Genomic DNA, 18937 nt, shown 5'->3' with positions numbered 1-18937 from the left:
CCCGGCAAATGCTTATGTACATATTAAGAAAAGAGTCTTTTAGGAGGAAACGACATGGGAAGATCAAAACAATCTATGGATGGTAATACCGCCGCAGCTCATGTAGCATACGCCTACACAGAAGTAGCAGGTATCTATCCGATCACCCCTTCTAGTCCAATGGCTGATATGGTAGACCAGTGGTCTGCAGCAGGACAGAAGAACATTTTTGGAAGCACTGTTAAAGTAGTAGAGATGGAATCAGAAGCCGGTGCAGCAGGTACTGTACATGGTTCACTTGCAGCTGGTGCACTCACCACTACATTTACCGCTTCTCAGGGACTTTTACTTATGATCCCTAACATGTACAAGATCGCTGGTGAGCAGTTGCCATGTGTATTTGATGTATCTGCTCGTACAGTATCATCACACGCACTGAACATCTTCGGTGACCACAGTGATGTTTACGCTTGTCGTCAGACAGGTTTTGCAATGTTATGTGAGACAAACCCACAGGAAGTTATGGACTTAAGCCCGGTTGCTCATTTGGCAGCATTGGAAGGCAAGGTTCCATTCCTTAACTTCTTTGATGGTTTCCGTACATCTCATGAGATCCAGAAGATCGAGAAATGGGATTATGAAGATCTGAAAGAAATGTGTCCAATGGATGCAGTAGAAGAGTTCAGAGCACACGCTTTGAATCCTAACCACCCAGCAGCTCGTGGTTCTCATGAAAACGGAGATGTATTCTTCCAGCATAGAGAAGCATGTAACACAGCATACGATGAGTTACCTGCAGTTGTAGAGAAGTACATGAACAAGGTAAACGAAAAACTTGGTACAAACTACGGCTTATTCAACTACTATGGTGCTCCGGATGCAGAGCGTGTTATCGTAGCAATGGGATCTATCAATGATGTTGCTGAAGAAGTTATCGATTACTTGACAGCAGCAGGCGAGAAGGTTGGTCTTGTTAAGGTTCGTCTGTATCGTCCATGGTCATCAGAAGCATTACTTAAGGTTATCCCTAAGACAGCAAAGAAGATCGCTGTACTTGACAGAACAAAAGAGCCAGGATCTCTTGGCGAGCCATTATACCTTGATGTTGCTACCACACTTCGTGAAGCAGGTATGAATGACGTTGTATTAGTTGGCGGACGTTATGGTCTTGGATCAAAGGATACACCTCCATCATCTGTATTTGCAGTATATAAGGAATTAGAGAAGGATGCTCCTAAGCATCGTTTCACAATCGGTATCGAAGATGATGTTACACATCTTTCACTTCCAGAGGTTAAGCCGGCTCCGATCACTTCTGCTCCTGGTACAAAGGAATGCAAGTTCTGGGGTCTTGGTGGAGATGGTACTGTAGGTGCTAACAAGAACTCTACAAAGATCATCGGTGACCATACAGACAAGTACATCCAGGCATACTTCCAGTATGACTCTAAGAAGACCGGTGGTGTTACAATTTCTCACTTGAGATTTGGTGACAACCCAATCAGAAGCCCATACTACATCAACCAGGCTGACTTCGTTGCATGTCACAACCCAGCATACGTTACACAGGGTATGAAGATGGTTCAGGATGTTAAGCCGGGCGGAGTATTCATGATCAACTGCCAGTGGTCTGATGAAGAATTAGGACATCATCTGAACGCTGAAGCAAAGAAGTATATCGCTGATAACAACATTCAGTTATACACGATCAACGCTATCGATAAGGCTATCGAAATCGGAATGGGTAAGAGAACCAACACGATCTTACAGTCAGCATTCTTCAAGTTAGCTGATGTTATGCCGATCGACGAGGCTGTTGAATTTATGAAGCAGGCTGCTAAGAAGTCCTACAGCAAGAAGGGTGACGCAGTCGTAGAAATGAACTACAAGGCAATCGACGCCGGTGTAGACGCTGTACATAAGGTAGAAGTTCCTGCATCTTGGGCTAACCCAGAAGCAGATGCTCCTAAGGCAGAGCGTACAGGTCGTCCGGAAGTTGTTAAACTTGTCAATGATTTACTTGATCCGATCGCAAAGATGGATGGTGACAGCCTTCCGGTATCTGCATTTACAGATTGCGTAGATGGTCAGTTCGTAACAGGTGCTTCTGCATACGAGAAGCGTGGTACAGCCGTTATGGTTCCAGAGTGGGATGCAGAGAAGTGTATTCAGTGTAACAACTGTGCATTTGTATGTTCACATGCAACCATCCGTCCATTCTTACTGAGTGACGACGAAGTTAAGGCTGCACCTTCAAATATCAAACTTGCTGATATGAAGCCTAAGGGTGGAGATTACAAGTACACCATGAGCGTATCTCCTCTTGACTGTATGGGATGCGGCGAATGTGTTACTGTATGTCCTACAGCAGCAATCGCTATGGTTCCACAGGAATCACAGGCAGATGAGCAGCCGGTATTTGACTACTTAGTTGCAAACGTTGGTAAGAAGGATGTTGGATTATCAGACATCACTCCTAAGGGATCACAGTTCAACCAGCCACTCCTTGAGTTCTCTGGTTCTTGTGCAGGATGTGCTGAGACATCTTACGCTAGACTGATCACACAGCTCTATGGTGAGCAGATGTTCATCTCTAACGCAACAGGATGTTCTTCTATCTGGGGTAACCCGGCAGCTACATCACCATACACAGTAAATAAGGACTCTAAGAAGGGACCAGCATGGTCTAACTCATTGTTCGAAGACAACGCTGAGCATGGTCTTGGTATGTACGTTGGACAGAAATATATCCGTGATATGGCTATCGAGTCAGCAAAGGCTTGCGCTGAAAGCGACAAGGCATCCGCAGAACTTAAGGCTGCATTTGCTAAGTTCGAAGAGACTAAGGATGATACAAAGGCAAATACTCCTGCAACAGAAGCACTTGTAGTTGAGCTTGAAAAAGCAGCAGCTGCTGGATGCCCGGATGCTAAGGAAGCACTTGCTAAGAAAGATTACCTCGCTAAGAAGTCTGTATGGATCTTCGGTGGTGACGGTTGGGCATACGATATCGGATTCGGCGGATTGGATCACGTTCTTGCTTCTGGTGAGAATGTTAACGTTATGGTATTCGATACAGAGATGTACTCTAACACAGGTGGACAGGCTTCTAAGGCTTCTAACATCGGTGAAGTATGTCAGTTCGCTGCAGCTGGTAAGGAAATCGGCAAGAAGTCTCTTGCAGAAATCGCTATGAGTTACGGTTATGTATACGTTGCACAGATCGCACTTGGTGCTAACCCTGCACAGGCTGTTAAGGCTATCGCAGAGGCTGAGGCATACAACGGACCTTCACTTATCATCGGCTATGCTCCATGTGAGTTGCACGGTATCGCTAAGGGTGGTATGAACCACTGCCAGGATGAAATGAAGAAGGCAGTAGCTGCTGGTTACTGGAACCTGTTCTCATTTGACCCTGCTAAGAAGGCAGAAGGAAAGAATCCATTCACTTTGACATCAAAGGCTGGAGACGGTTCTTACCAAGACTTCTTGAACAACGAGGCTCGTTATACTCGTCTGATCAAGCCATTCCCAGAGCGTGCTGAAAGACTCTTTGCTAAGTCTGAAGAAGCTGCTAAGGAACGTTACGATCACTTACAGAAGTTAGTTGATCTTTACAGCTAAAATAAAGAGGTGCTGATGCGCTTCTGATAAATCCCGTCGGGGCATTTGCTCCGGCGGGATTTTTTTGCCCTGTGCCTGCTTGATCCAGCGACTACCATATTTAGTGTGTTTACAAAGGGGCCATGCAATGGTAAAATAAACTTTAGATTAAAGAAGGGACATGTATCATGGAAGAGATTAAGGTAGAAAATCAGGTAGACGAGATGTTGGAGGAGCCGAGTGGTGAAGATATGCTCCTTGCTCAGATTGATGCATTTCGAGATAAGGCAAAGCAATTACAGACCCTGATCAGTGCCAAGGAGCGCAAGGTCAAGGAATTAGAGGCGATGGTTCGCGCCAAGGAAGAACGCAACAACCAGTTGCAGGAAGAACTTGCCAAGAAGCAGGCAGAGGCTGACGGGATTGCCGCAGATGTCGAGACACAGGTGGATCGCATGATGCAGACCCTGCGCGGAAGCGTAGATGATTTAGAGCAGCGCATTCAGCAGCAAGTGGCGGACAATCAGGAGAATGCAGCCGTTCAGACACAGGCAGTCAAGGACACCTTGGAGGATATGACATCCGGCTTGGATGCGATCAAGGGAGAACTGTCTGAGAAGGTACACTCTGAGAATGTACTGCAATATCGCAATATTCAGGATCTTTTAAAGGAATTGGATAATCGCGAGGAAACAGCCAAGAAGAGCGAGGAGGAGTTCTCTGTTGTCAAGAAGCGCATTACTTTAGTGACAGTTGTTTCTATCGTCAATGTCGTTGCAGTTGTGACACTGATCTTGGCAACTTTTGGCATTATCTAATATCATACATAGTATCAGTATTTTGACAGGATGGGGCTTCTTTTTAGGAGCCCTTTTTCTAAGGAGGGTATTATGGCAAAACAGGAAAGATGTGTTTGGGTCGTAGGGCATAAGAACCCGGATACCGATTCCATATGTGCGGCTATTTCATATGCATATTTGAAAAATCAGACCGAGGACGGTCATTTTATCGCAAAGAGAGCGGGGAGCATCAACAATGAGACGCGTTATGTGCTGGAGCGTTTTGGGGCAAAAGAACCGGGAATGATCACGGATGCCGGTGCCCAGATCAAGGATATTGACTATCGTCAGACCGAGGGTGTCAGTGGTCATTTCTCGTTGAAAAAGGCATGGGAACTCATGCGTTCTCTGGATGTTGTTACCCTGCCGGTCGTGGATGAGAGCAAACGTCTGACTGGTCTGATCGTCAATGGAGATATCGCATATTCCTATATGGATGTCTTGGATAACCGTATTTTGGGACGTGCCAAGACCCAGTATCGCAATATCATCGAGACCATCAACGGCTGCATGGTGACAGGCAACGATCATGCCTATTTTACCAAGGGCAAGGTCGTCGTGGCATCCGGCAACCGGGAGACCATGCGTGATGAGATCGAGGATGATGATCTGGTCATCGTGGGAAATATCACGGCGCGCCAACTTATCGCCATCGAGCAAAATGCAAGTTGTGTAATCATCTGTGGGGAGACCAAGGTCAACCCGGGCGTGATTGAGCGGGCGCAGAAGAAGGAATGTGTGCTGATCACAACACCGTATGATTCCTTTACAACGGCGCGTCTGATCCATCAGAGTATGCCGATTCGCTATTTTATGACCAAAGAAAATCTCATCACTTTTGAGCCGGATGACTATGTGGATGACGTCAAGGAGACTATGTCAAAGATCCGCCATCGCGACTTCCCGATCTTGGATGAGCAGCGTCATCTGGTTGGTATGATGTCGCGCAGAAACTTGCTCAATATGAAAAAGAAACAACTGATCCTTGTGGATCATAATGAAAGGACGCAGGCGGTCGATGGGATCGAACAGGCGGACATCCTGGAGATCATTGACCACCATAGATTAGGCAGTCTGGAGACCATTTCGCCGATCTTTTTCAGAAACCAGCCGCTGGGCTGTACGGCGACCATCATTTATCAGATGTATCAGGAAAAGGGCGTGGAGATCAATTCGCAGATCGCAGGACTTTTGTGCTCTGCTATCCTTTCAGATACCCTGATGTTCCGATCACCGACCTGCACCGCTATAGACAAGATGGTAGCAGAGCAGTTGGCGCAGATCGCAGAGGTCGATGTGGAAGAATTGGCGACCGCCATGTTTGAAGCAGGATCCGATTTCAGCGCCAAGACGACCGAAGAGATCTTTTATCAGGATTTCAAGATCTTTGATTCAGATGATATTACCTTTGGCGTGGCACAGGTCAGCGCGGTCAGCCGCAGACAGTTGAATTCGATCAAGCCGGAATTGCAGGCATATCTGGAAAAGGTATTGGCAGAGAAGGGGCTCAAGATGGTCTTTGTCATGCTGACCGATATTTTTCAGGAGGAGACCGAACTCATCTATGCCGGAGGCATGGCAAAAGGGGTGATCGAACAGGCTTTTGGCGTGTCAGAGGAAAATGGCGGCTTTATGCTTGCAAATGTCGTATCGCGTAAAAAACAGTTGATTCCGCCTATGATGCAGGCAATGCAGTCATAGGGGAAAGAGAAGGAGAAAAATGGCAAAACAGTCATGGAAACCTGGAAATATGGTCTATCCACTGCCGGCAGTTATGGTGTCGGTGCGGGATCAGGCAGGGCAGGATAATATCATCACCGTGGCGTGGACAGGAACCATCTGTACCAATCCGCCCATGGCATATATTTCTGTGCGGCCGGAGCGCTATTCTTATCATATGATAAAAGAATCGGGCGAGTTCGTGATCAATCTGACGACTAGGGATCTGGCATGGGCGACCGATTATTGTGGCGTGACATCGGGACGGGATGTCGATAAATTTGCCAAGTGTCATCTGACAAAGGAAGCCGCAGACGAGGTTTCGGCACCGCTGATCGCAGAAAGCCCGGTCAATATCGAGTGCAAGGTGCGCGAGATCAAGGAACTTGGCTCCCATCATATGTTTCTTGCAGATGTGGTGGCAGTTCATGCAGATGAAAAATATATGGATGAGACAGGCAGATTTTGTCTGGATCAGGCGGAACCGATCGCCTATTCCCATGGCACATACTATAGTCTGGGAGAAAAGTTAGGGACATTTGGCTATTCGGTAAAGAAGAAAAAGTAAAAAGACCGCAGGGTGCATATCATAGGGCATCCTGCGGCTTTTTGATTTTTGGTACAAAAATTATTGGATCAAAGTATCCATGAGACTCATATAGACATCCTCATGGCGGACTTTCCAGTTATTGCAGATGGTCTCTGCCTGCTCGCTGGTAGAAGCGTGTAGTGACAGATCCAGCATAGTGTGTCCGTCCTGTGTGAATTTACAATGGACAATGTAACCACCGCCGGTTGCAAGGTCATAGTTGGCGGTTAGGGCATTGTCTTTTTTTATTTCAAATTTGTGGTTGGACAGATACTCGACCATATCCGCCTCAATGGCAGAACTGACCTTGTCACGCATGAGAGACAGGGTCTGACTTCCCTCATCTGTCAGGGAGTACAGGGTATTGTTGTGAGACTGAGAAAGACTCACAAGATGGGCTTCCTCCAAGTCACTGATGACCTGTTGGATGGTAAAATAGTCTGTGTATTCTTTATCTAAAAAAAACTGAACGATCTGAGCGTTGCTCAGAGGAATATCTACTTTAGAGAGAAGAAGCAGCACTGAAATTTTGTAGATCATATTAGGCTCGGCCATAAATTTCTCCTTTCTTTTTGCAGAGCCACAGGAACGTCCCGGTGGCATGCGGCATTTATCTTACAATGTGATCTTTGACGGCTTGGGATACCACCTGAGCCACTCTTGGATCAAAAGCCTCCGGTAAAATGAAGTCTTCGTTTAATTGATCAGGATCCACAAGGTTTGCCAGCGCATTTGCGGCAGCCAGTTTCATGTCTTCTGTGATCTGTGTCGCACGGCCTTCCAGCGCACCCTTAAAGATACCCGGGAAAGCAACAACATTGTTGACCTGATTTGGAAAATCACTGCGTCCGGTACCAACGACCTTGGCTCCGGCAGCCTTTGCCACATCCGGCATGATCTCCGGTGTAGGGTTTGCCATAGCAAAGATGATGGCATCGCGGTTCATGGAAGCGACCATCTCGGCGGAAACAATGTTTGGAGCAGAAACGCCGACAAAGATATCAGCACCGACTAAGGCATCAGCAAGAGATCCTTTTTTATTTTCCAAATTGGTGACCTCGGTCATTTCCTTTTGCATCCAGTTCAGATTTGGATAATCTTTGCCGATGATGCCCTCGCGGTCACACATGGTCACATGCTTGAAACCGTAGCGGAGCAGTAACTTGGTAATGGCGATTCCGGCAGAACCGGCACCGTTTACCACTACCTGACAGTCTTCTTTGTCTTTGCCGACAACCTTAAGACCATTGATGATGCCGGCAAGAACGACGATCGCCGTGCCATGCTGGTCATCATGGAAGACCGGAATATTTAATTCTTTTTTCAGACGTTCCTCGATTTCAAAACATCTGGGAGCGGAAATGTCCTCTAAGTTAATGCCACCAAAGGTCGGTGCGATCGCCTTGACTGCGGCAACAATCTCGTCGGGATCCTGCGTTGACAGGCAGATAGGAAAAGCATTGATATCGCCAAACTCTTTGAAGAGGACACACTTGCCCTCCATAACAGGCATGGCAGCCTCAGGTCCGATATTGCCCAGACCAAGCACAGCACTGCCGTCAGAGACAACGGCAACGGTATTTGCCTTGAGGGTGTAAGTATATACGGCTTCTTTATCCTTTGCAATGATGCGGCAAGGGGCTGCTACGCCCGGGGTATAAGCAATGGCAAGATCCTCACGGCTCTTGACCGGAGCCTTTGCACAGGTCTTGATCTTTCCATTCCATTGTTTGTGTAAAAAAACGGCTTTTTCGTCAATACTCATGATGTTTTATCCTATCCTTCCTGTAAAAATATGAATTTATTTGTTTCCTTATTATAGCATAAAGGGGGGCAATCTAAAATAGGGTATTCCCATTTTGCCGCAAATAAGATATACTATATGCAATCGTGATGATCTAGGTCATTTCAGACAGGTTACCCATTGGATTAGAGATAAAGACAAAGAGTTTATCATAAATGAAGTAGGACAAGGAGTAGGGCATGAGAGAAAAATACGAAAGTTTATCTGCCAGTGTATTGCGTGAACTTGCAAAGTCAAGAGGCATTAAGGGAACTTCGACCATGAAGAAGGCACAACTTGTAGAAGCCATGCTTGCACTCGATGAGAGCGAGGCAGAAAGCAAGAAAGCGGAAGAAGCCGCAAAGCCAAAGACCGCTGCTAAGGCAGAGTCAGAAAAAACAGAGAAAACAGAGCGTACGACCAGCGTGCATCATGGCCGTGGCAGTGCAGAGGGCAGAAGAGAGCATAGAAGCGAGCATCATGATAATGTGCGCGCAGAACATGGTGAGGAAAACGCAGAAGCACCTGTACTGGAAGAACCGAGAGACTGCGCCGGTATCTTAGAGATCATGCAGGACGGCTTTGGATTTATCCGCAGTGACAATTACCTGCCGGGTGATAACGATGTTTATGTGGCACCATTGCAGATTCGCAAACTCAACTTAAAGACGGGCGACATTCTGGTAGGCAAGACTAGACGTAACAATCCGACAGACAAGTTTGGAGCCCTGGTACATTTGGAGACCATCAATGGATTTGCACCGGAAGAAGCTGCAAAGCGTAAGAATTTTGAAGATCTGACACCGATCTTCCCGAACGAGCGTATCCGTCTGGAACAGCCGGGATCTTCCGTTGCTATGCGTATCGTAGACCTGGTTTCTCCGATCGGTAAAGGACAGCGTGGTATGATCGTTTCCCAGCCAAAAGCCGGAAAGACAACCCTTTTAAAGGAGATCGCAAAGTCTGTCACAACTTCTTACCCGGATATGCATCTGATCATCTTACTGATCGATGAACGCCCGGAGGAAGTAACGGATATCCGGGAAGCCATTCAGGGCAAAAATGTAGAAGTGATCTATTCTACCTTTGATGAATTGCCGGAACACCACAAGCGTGTGTCTGAGATGGTCATGGAAAGAGCCAAGAGACTGGTTGAGCACAAACAGGATGTCATGATCCTGATGGATAGCATCACACGTCTGGCACGTGCCTACAACCTGACGGTTCCACCAAGTGGACGTACTTTATCCGGTGGTCTGGATCCGGCTGCTTTGCATATGCCAAAGAAGTTCTTTGGTGCAGCCAGAAATATGCGTGAGGGCGGAAGCCTTACCATTCTTGCAACGGCACTGGTAGATACAGGAAGCAAGATGGATGATGTTGTATTTGAGGAATTCAAGGGAACCGGTAACATGGAAGTGATCCTGGATCGTAAACTTTCTGAGAAGCGCGTATTCCCTGCTATTGATATTGCAAAATCCGGTACACGCCGTGACGATTTGCTTCTGGATAAGGAAGAGCAGAATGCAATGGAGATCATGCGCCGTGGCTTAAACGGCATGCGCAAGGATGAAGCAGTGGAGAGCATCTTAAATATGTTTGCCCACACCAGAAACAATAAAGAATATATCGCCAAGGTACTCCGTAGCCGTATGTTCTAAAATTTCTAATAAAAAATGCGCATACATCTTGCAATCTGACAGACCCTATGCTACAATAATGGAGCTGTTTATCGGGATGTAAATAGTATCGTGTATGTCTTCGGACATAAAACATGCAATACAATAGATTATGTTTTTAGAGAGGTGTAAGTAATGAGACAAGGTATTCATCCAGATTATTATCAGGCTACTGTAACATGTAACTGTGGTAACACATTTGTAACAGGATCTACAAAGGAAGATATCCACGTAGAAATCTGTTCTAAGTGTCATCCTTTCTACACAGGACAGCAGAAGGCTACAAAGGCTCGTGGACGTATTGACAAGTTCAACAAGAAGTACGGTATTGAGCAGTAGGACACAGTCGCTTACAGGGGTCAGATCTTTCGGGTCTGACCCTATTCTTTTATGTCATGAGAAATGGCAAATAATATAGGGGATTTGCACATGAAATTTTCCGGTATTGGCGGTCAGGCGGTCATGGAAGGTGTGATGATGCGCAATGGCAATGATTATGCGATTGCGGTCCGCTTAAATGACGGCTCGATCCATGTAGATAAGAAAAAGACAAAAGGGCAGGACGGCATCTGGTATAAGATCCCGATCATCCGGGGTATCTGTAGTTTCGTTTCCTCCCTTGTGATCGGTATGTCAACACTGATGGATTCGGCATCCTATTTTGAGGAGGAAGAACCAAAGGCCTTGACGGAGGAAGAAAAGAAAAAGAAAGAAAAACAGGACAAGGCAGAAATGACGGGAACACTTTTGTTTTCCATTGTTCTGGCGCTGGTCATTTTTCTTTTGATCCCATATTATTTTTCCCGTTTTGTGGGAAGATTTGTAGATTCGACAACGCTGATGGCTTTGATCGAGGGCATATTCCGCATACTGATCTTTGTGGTCTATGTGAAGGCGATCTCCTGCATGGAAGACATCAAGCGGGTCTTTATGTATCATGGGGCGGAACACAAGTGCATCAACTGTATTGAGCATGGTCTGCCACTGACGGTGGAAAATGTGCGCAAGAGTTCGCGCCAGCACAAACGCTGCGGAACCAGTTTCTTACTCTTTGTGCTCATCATCAGTGTGGTCGTATTTATGTTTATCCGCTTTGACTCACCGGTCTTGCAACTGGTATGCCGTCTGCTCTTGATTCCTTTGATCGCCGGCGTTTCTTATGAGTTTATCCGTCTGGCGGGACGCAGTGAAAATCCTCTGGTGCAGATCCTCAGTAAGCCGGGCTTGTGGCTGCAAAATCTGACGACCAGTGAGCCGGACGATGCCATGATCGAAGTAGGGATGGCATCGGTAGAAGCGGTCTTTGACTGGAAAAAGTTCCAGAAAGAAAATAAGGAGTGCTTCGATGAAGTATAGAGAACTCTTAAAAGAGGGCATGGAAGAACTGAAAAAAGCAGGGATCACAGATGCACAGATCGATGCAGAGTACCTCTTGGAATATGTTTCCGGAATGAACCGGGCGTCTTATCTTATGTGTATGATGGAGCAGGCGCCGGAAGATGTGATAGAGCGCTATCGCGAGTTTATAAAAATGCGCGCGGCGCATGAACCTTTGCAGTATATCACTGGGGAACAGGAATTTATGGGACTGTCCTTTGCAGTTTCGCCGGAGGTTTTGATTCCAAGACAAGACACTGAGTCCTTGGTGGAAGAGACACTGTCTGTCCTTAAAGACGGCGATCTTATTCTTGATATGTGCACCGGAAGCGGCTGTATTTTGATCAGTCTTTTACATGAAAAAAAGACTTGTCAGGGTATAGGCGTTGATGTGGCAGCGACTTCTATTGCACTCGCCAGGGAAAATGCCGTGCACAATCAGGTGGAGGCAGAGTGGCTGGTCAGTGATCTTTTTACAGAAGTGAAGGGCGAGTTTGATGTCATTGTTTCCAATCCGCCTTATATTGCGACGCGTGATCTGGAAGAACTCATGCCGGAGGTTATCTGCCATGAGCCAAAGCGGGCATTGGACGGTCACGAGGATGGCTTGTATTTTTATCGCAAGATCATTGAACAGGCACCGTTTTATCTCAAACCGGGCGGTCGGCTTTTGTTCGAGATCGGCTACGATCAGGGCGAGAGCGTCCCGGATCTGCTGGCGCAGGCAGGCTTTTGTGACATCGCCGTCATAAAAGATTATGCCGGTAATGACCGCGTTGTCCGCGCCCGCCTGCACGACTTGTAGCGGATACTGATATGAAGCTGAACATCTGCCTAGAAAGATTATATAAGGAGTGAACCAATATGTTTGATAAATTAGACGACCTGATTCTTCGCTACGAAGAAGTCATGAACCTATTAAGCGAACCGGATGTTGCCAACGACACCAACCGTTTCCGCAATCTGATGAAGGAACAGGCAAATCTGGCACCGATCGTAGATGCCTATAAAGAATACAAGGCATGCAAAGAGACGGTTGACGATTCTCTTGCCATGCTGGAAGAAGAATCCGATGAAGAAATGCGTGATATGTTAAAAGAGGAACTTTCCACAGCAAGAAAGCGCATTGAGGAATTAGAGACACAGTTAAAAATCCTGCTTTTGCCAAAGGATCCGAATGATGATAAGAACGTTATCGTAGAAATCCGTGCAGGCGCAGGTGGAGAGGAAGCAGCCCTTTTTGCGGCAGAGATGTATCGTCTTTATGTACATTATGTGGAAAGCCGTGGCTGGAAAGTGGAACTTCTGGAAGCAGACGAGACAGGCATCGGTGGTATGAAGTCAGTCAACTTTATGGTAAAGGGCGAGGGCGCTTATTCCGTGCTCAAGTATGAATCCGGGGTACATCGTGTACAGCGTGTACCGGAGACTGAGTCCCAGGGACGTATCCAGACTTCGACCTGTTCCGTGGCTGTTATGCCGGAGGCAGAGGAAGTAGACGTACAGATCGATGAAAAGGATATCCGTATTGATGTTATGAGAGCGTCCGGAAACGGTGGACAGTGTGTCAACACGACGGACTCTGCGGTGCGTTTGACTCATTATCCGACCGGTATTGTTATTTATTCCCAGACAGAAAAATCCCAACTGCAGAATAAGGCAAAGGCATTTGCCCTCTTACGTGCCAAGTTATACGATCTGGAAATGCAGAAAAAGCAGGATGCAGAAGCGGAGGAAAGACGAAGCCAGATCGGTACGGGAGATCGTTCTGAGAAGATCCGTACCTATAACTTCCCACAGGGACGTGTGACCGACCATAGGATCAACCTGACTCTCTATAAGTTGGACAAGATCATGAACGGAGACATCCAGGAGATCATCGATGCCTGTATCGCAGCCGACCAGGCAAAGAAATTAGCAAAAATGAACGAGGAAGCGTAAAACATTGATTTTGCTGGATTTTCTGAATAATATCGGTTCTTTTAAACTAAATAAAATCGTAAGAAAAACGGTCTTTGACACAGTCAAAAGACCGTTTTTCTTATATAGGCTAAGTTTTTTTACATGTTTTACTGTATAAAAGAAATTGAAAAAGGATATAATTATGGTATAATTATACCATATAGATGAGGAGGTGTTTATTATGCCACAAATAATCCCAATTAAAGATTTGAAAAATACGTCAGAGATTTCTGATATGTGCCACAAGACAGAAGAGCCGATTTATGTAACAAAAAATGGTTATGGCGATATGGTTATCATGAGCATGGAGATTTATGAGTCAACGATGAAACAAATCACTATGTATAGAGATATTGAAATATCTGAAAAGCAGATAGAGGCAGGACAGGTAAAAGATGCCAGAACAGCACTGAAAGAAACGAGGGCAAAGTATGGCTTATAAATTGAACGTTACTGAGCATGCCGATGAACTGCTTGATAATCTTGTATATCATCTGGTTAATCGTTTAAAGAATAAACAGGCAGCAAGACATCTGTTGGATAGCATAGATATTGTATATGACAGGTAGAAATTGATCCATATCAGTATCCGGAGTGTAGGGACACATATCTTGCCAAGAAAGGATATCGTGAGGCAGTAGTGCCACAGATGAATTATATTGTCATATTTGATGTGAGAGTGGATGTTGTGAATGTAGTTGGTATATTCCACCAGTTAGAGAATTATCAGAGCAAATTATAATATGTTTTGGGGTAGATCAGAGTCGGTCGAAAGGCTGGCTCTAATTTTTGCACTTTTTCATTTTATAAGAAACCATATGGAAATTATAGTCCTGACTGGGCGGTAGTTTGTCGCAAGGAGGCACTTGCAAATGTTGATGTTGGCATCTATTTTATAGTGGAGACAAAAACTGGTAAGACAGAGGCAACCCAGACAAATGTAATAAAAAGCGGTCTTTGCCATGCAGGCAGGACCGCTTTCTTAAACTTCCTTAATTTGCAGGATATACTACCACGCAAATGAAAAATTGTGTATAATGAATATAACTTATTTTTTACACAGGAAAGGAGCAGGCTTATGTGGGATAACAAAGTCTTGAAACAAAAAGCAAAGGAGCGTATGAAGGTCAACTACTGGAAGATGCTCTTGGTTGGACTTATCATTGCCTTGGTATCAGGAGGTACAGGAGCATCCTCCAGTGCCAGAAATTATGTCACAGGGGATAAAGAGACGACACAGTATGATGATTACGATGAGGATGCATTCTTTTCCGGAGGAGATATTGATCCGGACATGATGGTGGATTCCCTTGGCTTCTGGGGTCTTTTTGGCGGAATGATGCTTGGTGTGGTGGTAGTTGCCGTTATCATTGGTATCTGCCTTGCTATTTTTGTATTGAATCCACTGGAAATTGGAGCACGTCGCTTCTTCTATCGCAATATAAATGAGAAGGCTGAATTAAAAGAAGTGGGATTTGGTTTTGACCGTAATTATCTCGGAAATGTGAAAACTATGTTCCTGCGCGATTTATATACGGTTTTATGGACGTTGTTATTTATCATTCCGGGAATTGTAAAAAGCTATGAATATCGTATGATGCCATATCTTTTGGCAGAACATCCGGACATGAGTACAGATGAGGCTTTTGCCACCAGTAAACGTATGATGGATGGCAACAAACTGGATGCGTTCTGGTTTGACCTTACCTTTATCGGATGGAATATCTTAGGTGCTATCACCTTTGGTATTGTTGATGTATTCTGGGTCAATGGTTACTACAACCAGTCAGCCGCTATGCTTTATGATGCGATCAAGATCGGTGATCAGAACCGCAGAATGCAGCAGGAGACGACAGCAGATCAGGAATTTGACCAGTACTAAAAAGGCGGGAATACAAGATGTCATTACAGTTTGTGATTGGAAATGCCGGCAGCGGTAAATCCACGTATCTGTATCAACGTGTGATTGAGGAAGCCATTGCACATCCGCAAAAAAATTATCTGGTTATCGTGCCGGAACAGTTTACCATGCACACGCAGGAACAGCTGGTGGCAATGCATCCCAAACATGCCATTATGAATATTGATGTGCTTAGCTTTGATCGTATGGCATATCGTATTTTTGATGAACTGGGGACGGATACCTTAGAGGTCTTAGAGGAGACCGGAAAGAATCTGCTCTTGCGCAAAGTGGCACAGGAGCAGGAAACAGAATTACATGCACTTGGAAAGAATATGAAACGACCTGGGTATATTGCCCAGGTCAAGTCTTTAATATCGGAATTTGCGCAGTATAATATCACACCGGACGCTCTGGATGAGATCATGCAGCGACCGGAACTCAGCCAGAGTTTCCGATACAAGGGAGCAGATCTGGTCACCATGTACCGGGCATTTGAGGAAAAGATTGCAGGCTCCTACATCACGACGGAACAGATCCTGCAAAAATTTTTGGATGTGGCGAAAGACTCTAAGATCCTGCGTGGATCGACCATCGTTTTTGATGGCTTTACGGGCTTTACACCCATCCAAAATCAGGTATTGGAAATGCTTCTGCGCATTGCGGACAAGATCATGGTAACGATCACCTGTGATACAAAAGAAGAATTCTTTGGCAGGATTCATGATGAGGAACTTTTTGCCATGAGTAAAAAGACCATGGCAAAACTTGTAGATCTTTGCAGGCAGACAGGCTGTCTCTTGGAGAATCCGGTCTTACTTGACAATGCGCAGGAAAGACGTTTTGTGGCAGGAGGAAGACTGGCGCATCTTGAGGCAAATCTTTTCCGCCCGTCGGCGCATGCCTGGAAACAGAAAGAAGCATCGGAAGATGCCATCCGCATCGTCAGTCTGAAAAATCCAAGGCAGGAACTGGCATATGCTGCCGGTGAGATCACGCGCGCCGTGCGGCAAGAGGGGCGCAGATATCGCGATTTTGCCATCGTGTGTGCAGATCTGGATACCTATCGTTACAGTGCTCCGGCAGTCATGGAAGACTACCATTTACCGTATTTTTTGGATGTCAAGGCGGAGATCGTCTTTCATCCTATGATCGAGTTTATCTATGGGCTTCTTATGGTGCTGGAAGAAAATTTTTCCTATGAAAGCATCATGCGCCTGCTCCGTACCGGACTGAGCGATCTGAGCATGGATGAGATCGACCGACTGGAAAATTATCTGCTGGCATCCGGTATACGGGGGCGAAAGAAGTACAGTGAACCTTTTACGATCGCGCCAAGAGGCTATAGCCCGGAAGACATGGTTGCCTTAAATGAGATTCGTTTGCGCCTGTTTGCCCCGATTGAGCACTTTGTGCAGACGGTCTTTGCACAGGATGAAAGGACCCAGGGAAAAAAGGCTGGGGCATGGCTGACACCGGCAAAAAGCCTATCGGTACGAGCCCTTTCCTATGGGCTTTATGAGTATCTGGTTTTTTATCATGTGCAGGAAAAACTGGAAAATAAGGCAGAGGACTATGAAGCCGCAGGGCATGTGGTAAAGAGTCAAGAATATCGACAGATCTATGGCGAGTGCATGGATCTTTTAGATAAACTGGTCGCCATTTTAGGACAGGAAGCGATGACGGTAAGCGAGTATCGGGAGATCCTGTCTTCCGGTTTTGAGTCGATCGCGGTGGGCATGATCCCGCCGGATCAGGATTGTGTCGTTATTGGGGATATGGAGCGTACCCGTCTTTCGGATATCCATACCATGTATCTGATCGGGGCAAATGATGGTGCCATTCCAAAAGCACTTGGCAATGGCGGTATTTTGTCCCAACTGGATCGGGAACAACTGATGGCACTGGATGTAGAGGTGGCACCGTCAGACCGGCAAAAAGCCTTTATGCAGCGCTTTTATCTGTATTTTGTCATGACAAAGCCGTCAAGAGAACTGGTCGTGACCTATACGCGTGTGGATGGCGACAGTAAGGCGGTGCGCAGGTCTTATCTGATCCAGACCCTTTTACAACTTTTCCCGGATATCCGGGTGGAAGAATTAGAAGAACTTCCGGCAAGAAACCGCATCCTGACTGCGGAGACCGCCCGGGACTATTATGTAGATCTCTTGCGTCAGTATGTGGAGGAGGGCAGGACAGAGGATGCCTTTCTGGCATGCCTTGCATGGGAAGAAGCAAAGGACCAAGTGACTTTCCGCCGTCTACGGGATGCAGCCTTTTATGAGCACAAGGAAGAAAGACTGTCAAAAGCCGCGCTGGATGCTTTGTATGGCACATCCATCACAGAGAGCGTCAGCCGGTTGGAACAGTATGCCAGATGCGCTTATGCGTATTTTCTGCGTTATGGTCTGGGGCTGCTTCCACGCCCGGAACATGCCTTTGAAGTGGCAGACATGGGAAATCTCTACCATGAAGCCTTGGAGGAGTATTCCAAGCGGCTTTTAAAAAGAGAGGATGTCAACTGGTACACGATCAGCAGGGAGCAAAGTGATGCTCTTTTGGCAGAATCCATTGCCTACACCTATCAGAACATGGCAAAGACAGAGGTTTTGGAAGAAGGACGGGATCGTTATATCCTACGGCGTATGGAAAAGACCCTGCAACAGACCGTGCATGCCCTGACCGAACAGGTGCGAAAGGGTTCTTTTGTGCCGAGTGCTTTTGAGGTGGATTTCCGTCAGGTTTCCGATCTGGATGCTTTGCGTTTTCAACTGGATGAGATGCACACCATGCGCCTGCGGGGAAAAGTGGACCGTGTGGATCTATATCAGGACGGACCTTCTGTTTATGTCAAGATCGTAGACTACAAATCCGGTGCCAAAGATATAGACTTTGCAAAATTATACCAGGGACTACAAGTGCAGTTGGTCCTTTATATGGATGCGACGGCGGAGGGATTAAAAGAACGCTATCCGCAAAAGAAGATCAGCCCCGGCGCCATGTTTTACTACCATATCGACCGTCCGCTGCTACTGGCAGGAGATCGTACAGAGCAGGAAAAAGAGCAGGCGCTTTTAAAAGAATTGCAGATGAAAGGTGTCGTCAATGCAGATCTGCATGTGATCGAGGCATTGCATCACGGACTGGAAGGGCGGTCGGATGTCATTCCGGCGGGGATCAATAAGGATGGATCTTTATCTAAGACCTCAAGTGCGCTTTCCGAAGATGAATTTGCCCTGGTGTCATCCTATGTCCGTATGCTGATACAAAAGACCGGCAAACAGATCGTGGACGGCAGGATCGATTGTGTGCCTTACCACATGGGACAGGAAAACGGATGTACCTATTGCGAATACCATGGCATTTGTGGTTTTGATGCCCGAATGGATGGTTTTGCCTATCGCAGGCTTTCCGACAAAGCAGATCGGGAGGAGATTTTGGCGCGCATGGAGGAGGATCTGCAAAAGGATCGTTACAGAGAAGAAAGAAAAGAAGGAGAGAAGTAAG

At 46.3% G+C, this 18937-nt stretch carries 16 protein-coding genes; 14 read left to right on the top strand and 2 right to left on the bottom strand.

The window, feature by feature from the left end:
- Window positions 1–54 precede the first annotated feature (54 nt).
- The 4 genes from nifJ (at window position 55) to DW183_RS11060 (ending at window position 6708) form a co-directional block, all read left to right on the top strand.
- Window positions 55–3603 (top strand): pyruvate:ferredoxin (flavodoxin) oxidoreductase, encoded by a 3549-nt coding sequence (gene nifJ, locus DW183_RS11075; protein ID WP_118282080.1) that lies wholly within the window; start codon window positions 55–57, stop codon window positions 3601–3603.
- A gap of 167 nt (window positions 3604–3770) precedes the next feature.
- A complete protein-coding gene (locus tag DW183_RS11070; protein WP_118282077.1) occupies window positions 3771–4400 on the top strand; it encodes a hypothetical protein in 630 nt (209 codons plus the stop codon).
- A 72-nt stretch (window positions 4401–4472) separates the two neighbouring features.
- Entirely contained in the window at window positions 4473–6122 is a 1650-nt protein-coding gene (locus DW183_RS11065) for a putative manganese-dependent inorganic diphosphatase (protein ID WP_118282074.1), read from the top strand.
- A gap of 19 nt (window positions 6123–6141) precedes the next feature.
- Window positions 6142–6708, top strand: a complete 567-nt coding sequence (locus DW183_RS11060) for a flavin reductase family protein (protein ID WP_118282071.1) — start codon at window positions 6142–6144, stop codon at window positions 6706–6708.
- Window positions 6709–6768: 60 nt separating this feature from the next.
- On the opposite strand, the gene DW183_RS11055 is transcribed toward DW183_RS11060, so the two are convergent.
- Both DW183_RS11055 and DW183_RS11050 read right to left on the bottom strand, forming a co-directional pair.
- Entirely contained in the window at window positions 6769–7284 is a 516-nt protein-coding gene (locus DW183_RS11055; RefSeq protein WP_158573076.1) for a DUF4364 family protein, read from the bottom strand.
- A 55-nt stretch (window positions 7285–7339) separates the two neighbouring features.
- Entirely contained in the window at window positions 7340–8494 is a 1155-nt protein-coding gene (locus DW183_RS11050) for an NAD(P)-dependent malic enzyme (RefSeq protein ID WP_118282066.1), read from the bottom strand.
- A 218-nt stretch (window positions 8495–8712) separates the two neighbouring features.
- Here DW183_RS11050 and rho point away from each other — a divergent pair, with 218 nt between their 5' ends.
- The 10 genes from rho to DW183_RS11005 all read left to right on the top strand — a co-directional run bounded on the left by rho (window position 8713) and on the right by DW183_RS11005 (window position 18936).
- Window positions 8713–10173: a transcription termination factor Rho gene (gene rho / locus DW183_RS11045; RefSeq protein ID WP_118282063.1), complete on the top strand. Its 1461-nt coding sequence runs from the start codon at window positions 8713–8715 to the stop codon at window positions 10171–10173.
- Between the two features lie 153 nt (window positions 10174–10326).
- Window positions 10327–10530 carry a 50S ribosomal protein L31 gene (rpmE, locus tag DW183_RS11040; protein ID WP_118282061.1) on the top strand — a complete coding sequence of 68 codons (204 nt, stop codon included), beginning with the start codon at window positions 10327–10329 and terminating at the stop codon, window positions 10528–10530.
- A 90-nt stretch (window positions 10531–10620) separates the two neighbouring features.
- Window positions 10621–11547: a DUF1385 domain-containing protein gene (locus tag DW183_RS11035; protein ID WP_118282058.1), complete on the top strand. Its 927-nt coding sequence runs from the start codon at window positions 10621–10623 to the stop codon at window positions 11545–11547.
- Window positions 11537–12373, top strand: a complete 837-nt coding sequence (gene prmC, locus DW183_RS11030) for a peptide chain release factor N(5)-glutamine methyltransferase (protein WP_118282056.1) — start codon at window positions 11537–11539, stop codon at window positions 12371–12373. The genes DW183_RS11035 and prmC overlap by 11 nt, the downstream gene beginning before the upstream one ends.
- Before the next feature lie 59 nt (window positions 12374–12432).
- Window positions 12433–13509: a peptide chain release factor 1 gene (gene prfA / locus DW183_RS11025; RefSeq protein ID WP_118282055.1), complete on the top strand. Its 1077-nt coding sequence runs from the start codon at window positions 12433–12435 to the stop codon at window positions 13507–13509.
- A 202-nt stretch (window positions 13510–13711) separates the two neighbouring features.
- Entirely contained in the window at window positions 13712–13972 is a 261-nt protein-coding gene (locus DW183_RS11020) for a type II toxin-antitoxin system Phd/YefM family antitoxin (RefSeq protein ID WP_118282054.1), read from the top strand.
- A complete protein-coding gene (locus DW183_RS12550; RefSeq protein WP_178010479.1) occupies window positions 13962–14099 on the top strand; it encodes a hypothetical protein in 138 nt (45 codons plus the stop codon). Before DW183_RS11020 ends, DW183_RS12550 begins: the two co-directional genes overlap by 11 nt.
- A 188-nt stretch (window positions 14100–14287) precedes the next feature.
- Window positions 14288–14554, top strand: coding sequence for a restriction endonuclease (locus tag DW183_RS12930; protein ID WP_243069571.1), 267 nt, complete (start codon window positions 14288–14290; stop codon window positions 14552–14554).
- 54 nt (window positions 14555–14608) lie between these two features.
- The gene (locus tag DW183_RS11010) at window positions 14609–15412 is read left to right on the top strand and encodes a DUF975 family protein (protein WP_118282053.1); all 804 of its coding nucleotides are present in this window, start codon (window positions 14609–14611) and stop codon (window positions 15410–15412) included.
- A 17-nt stretch (window positions 15413–15429) separates the two neighbouring features.
- Window positions 15430–18936, top strand: a complete 3507-nt coding sequence (locus DW183_RS11005) for a PD-(D/E)XK nuclease family protein (protein WP_118282052.1) — start codon at window positions 15430–15432, stop codon at window positions 18934–18936.
- Window position 18937 lies beyond the last annotated feature (1 nt).

Source organism: Roseburia sp. AM16-25 (genome assembly GCF_003473825.1).
Lineage (GTDB): Bacteria > Bacillota > Clostridia > Lachnospirales > Lachnospiraceae > Pararoseburia > Pararoseburia lenta.
This window is presented reverse-complemented; position numbering and strand designations above follow the sequence as displayed.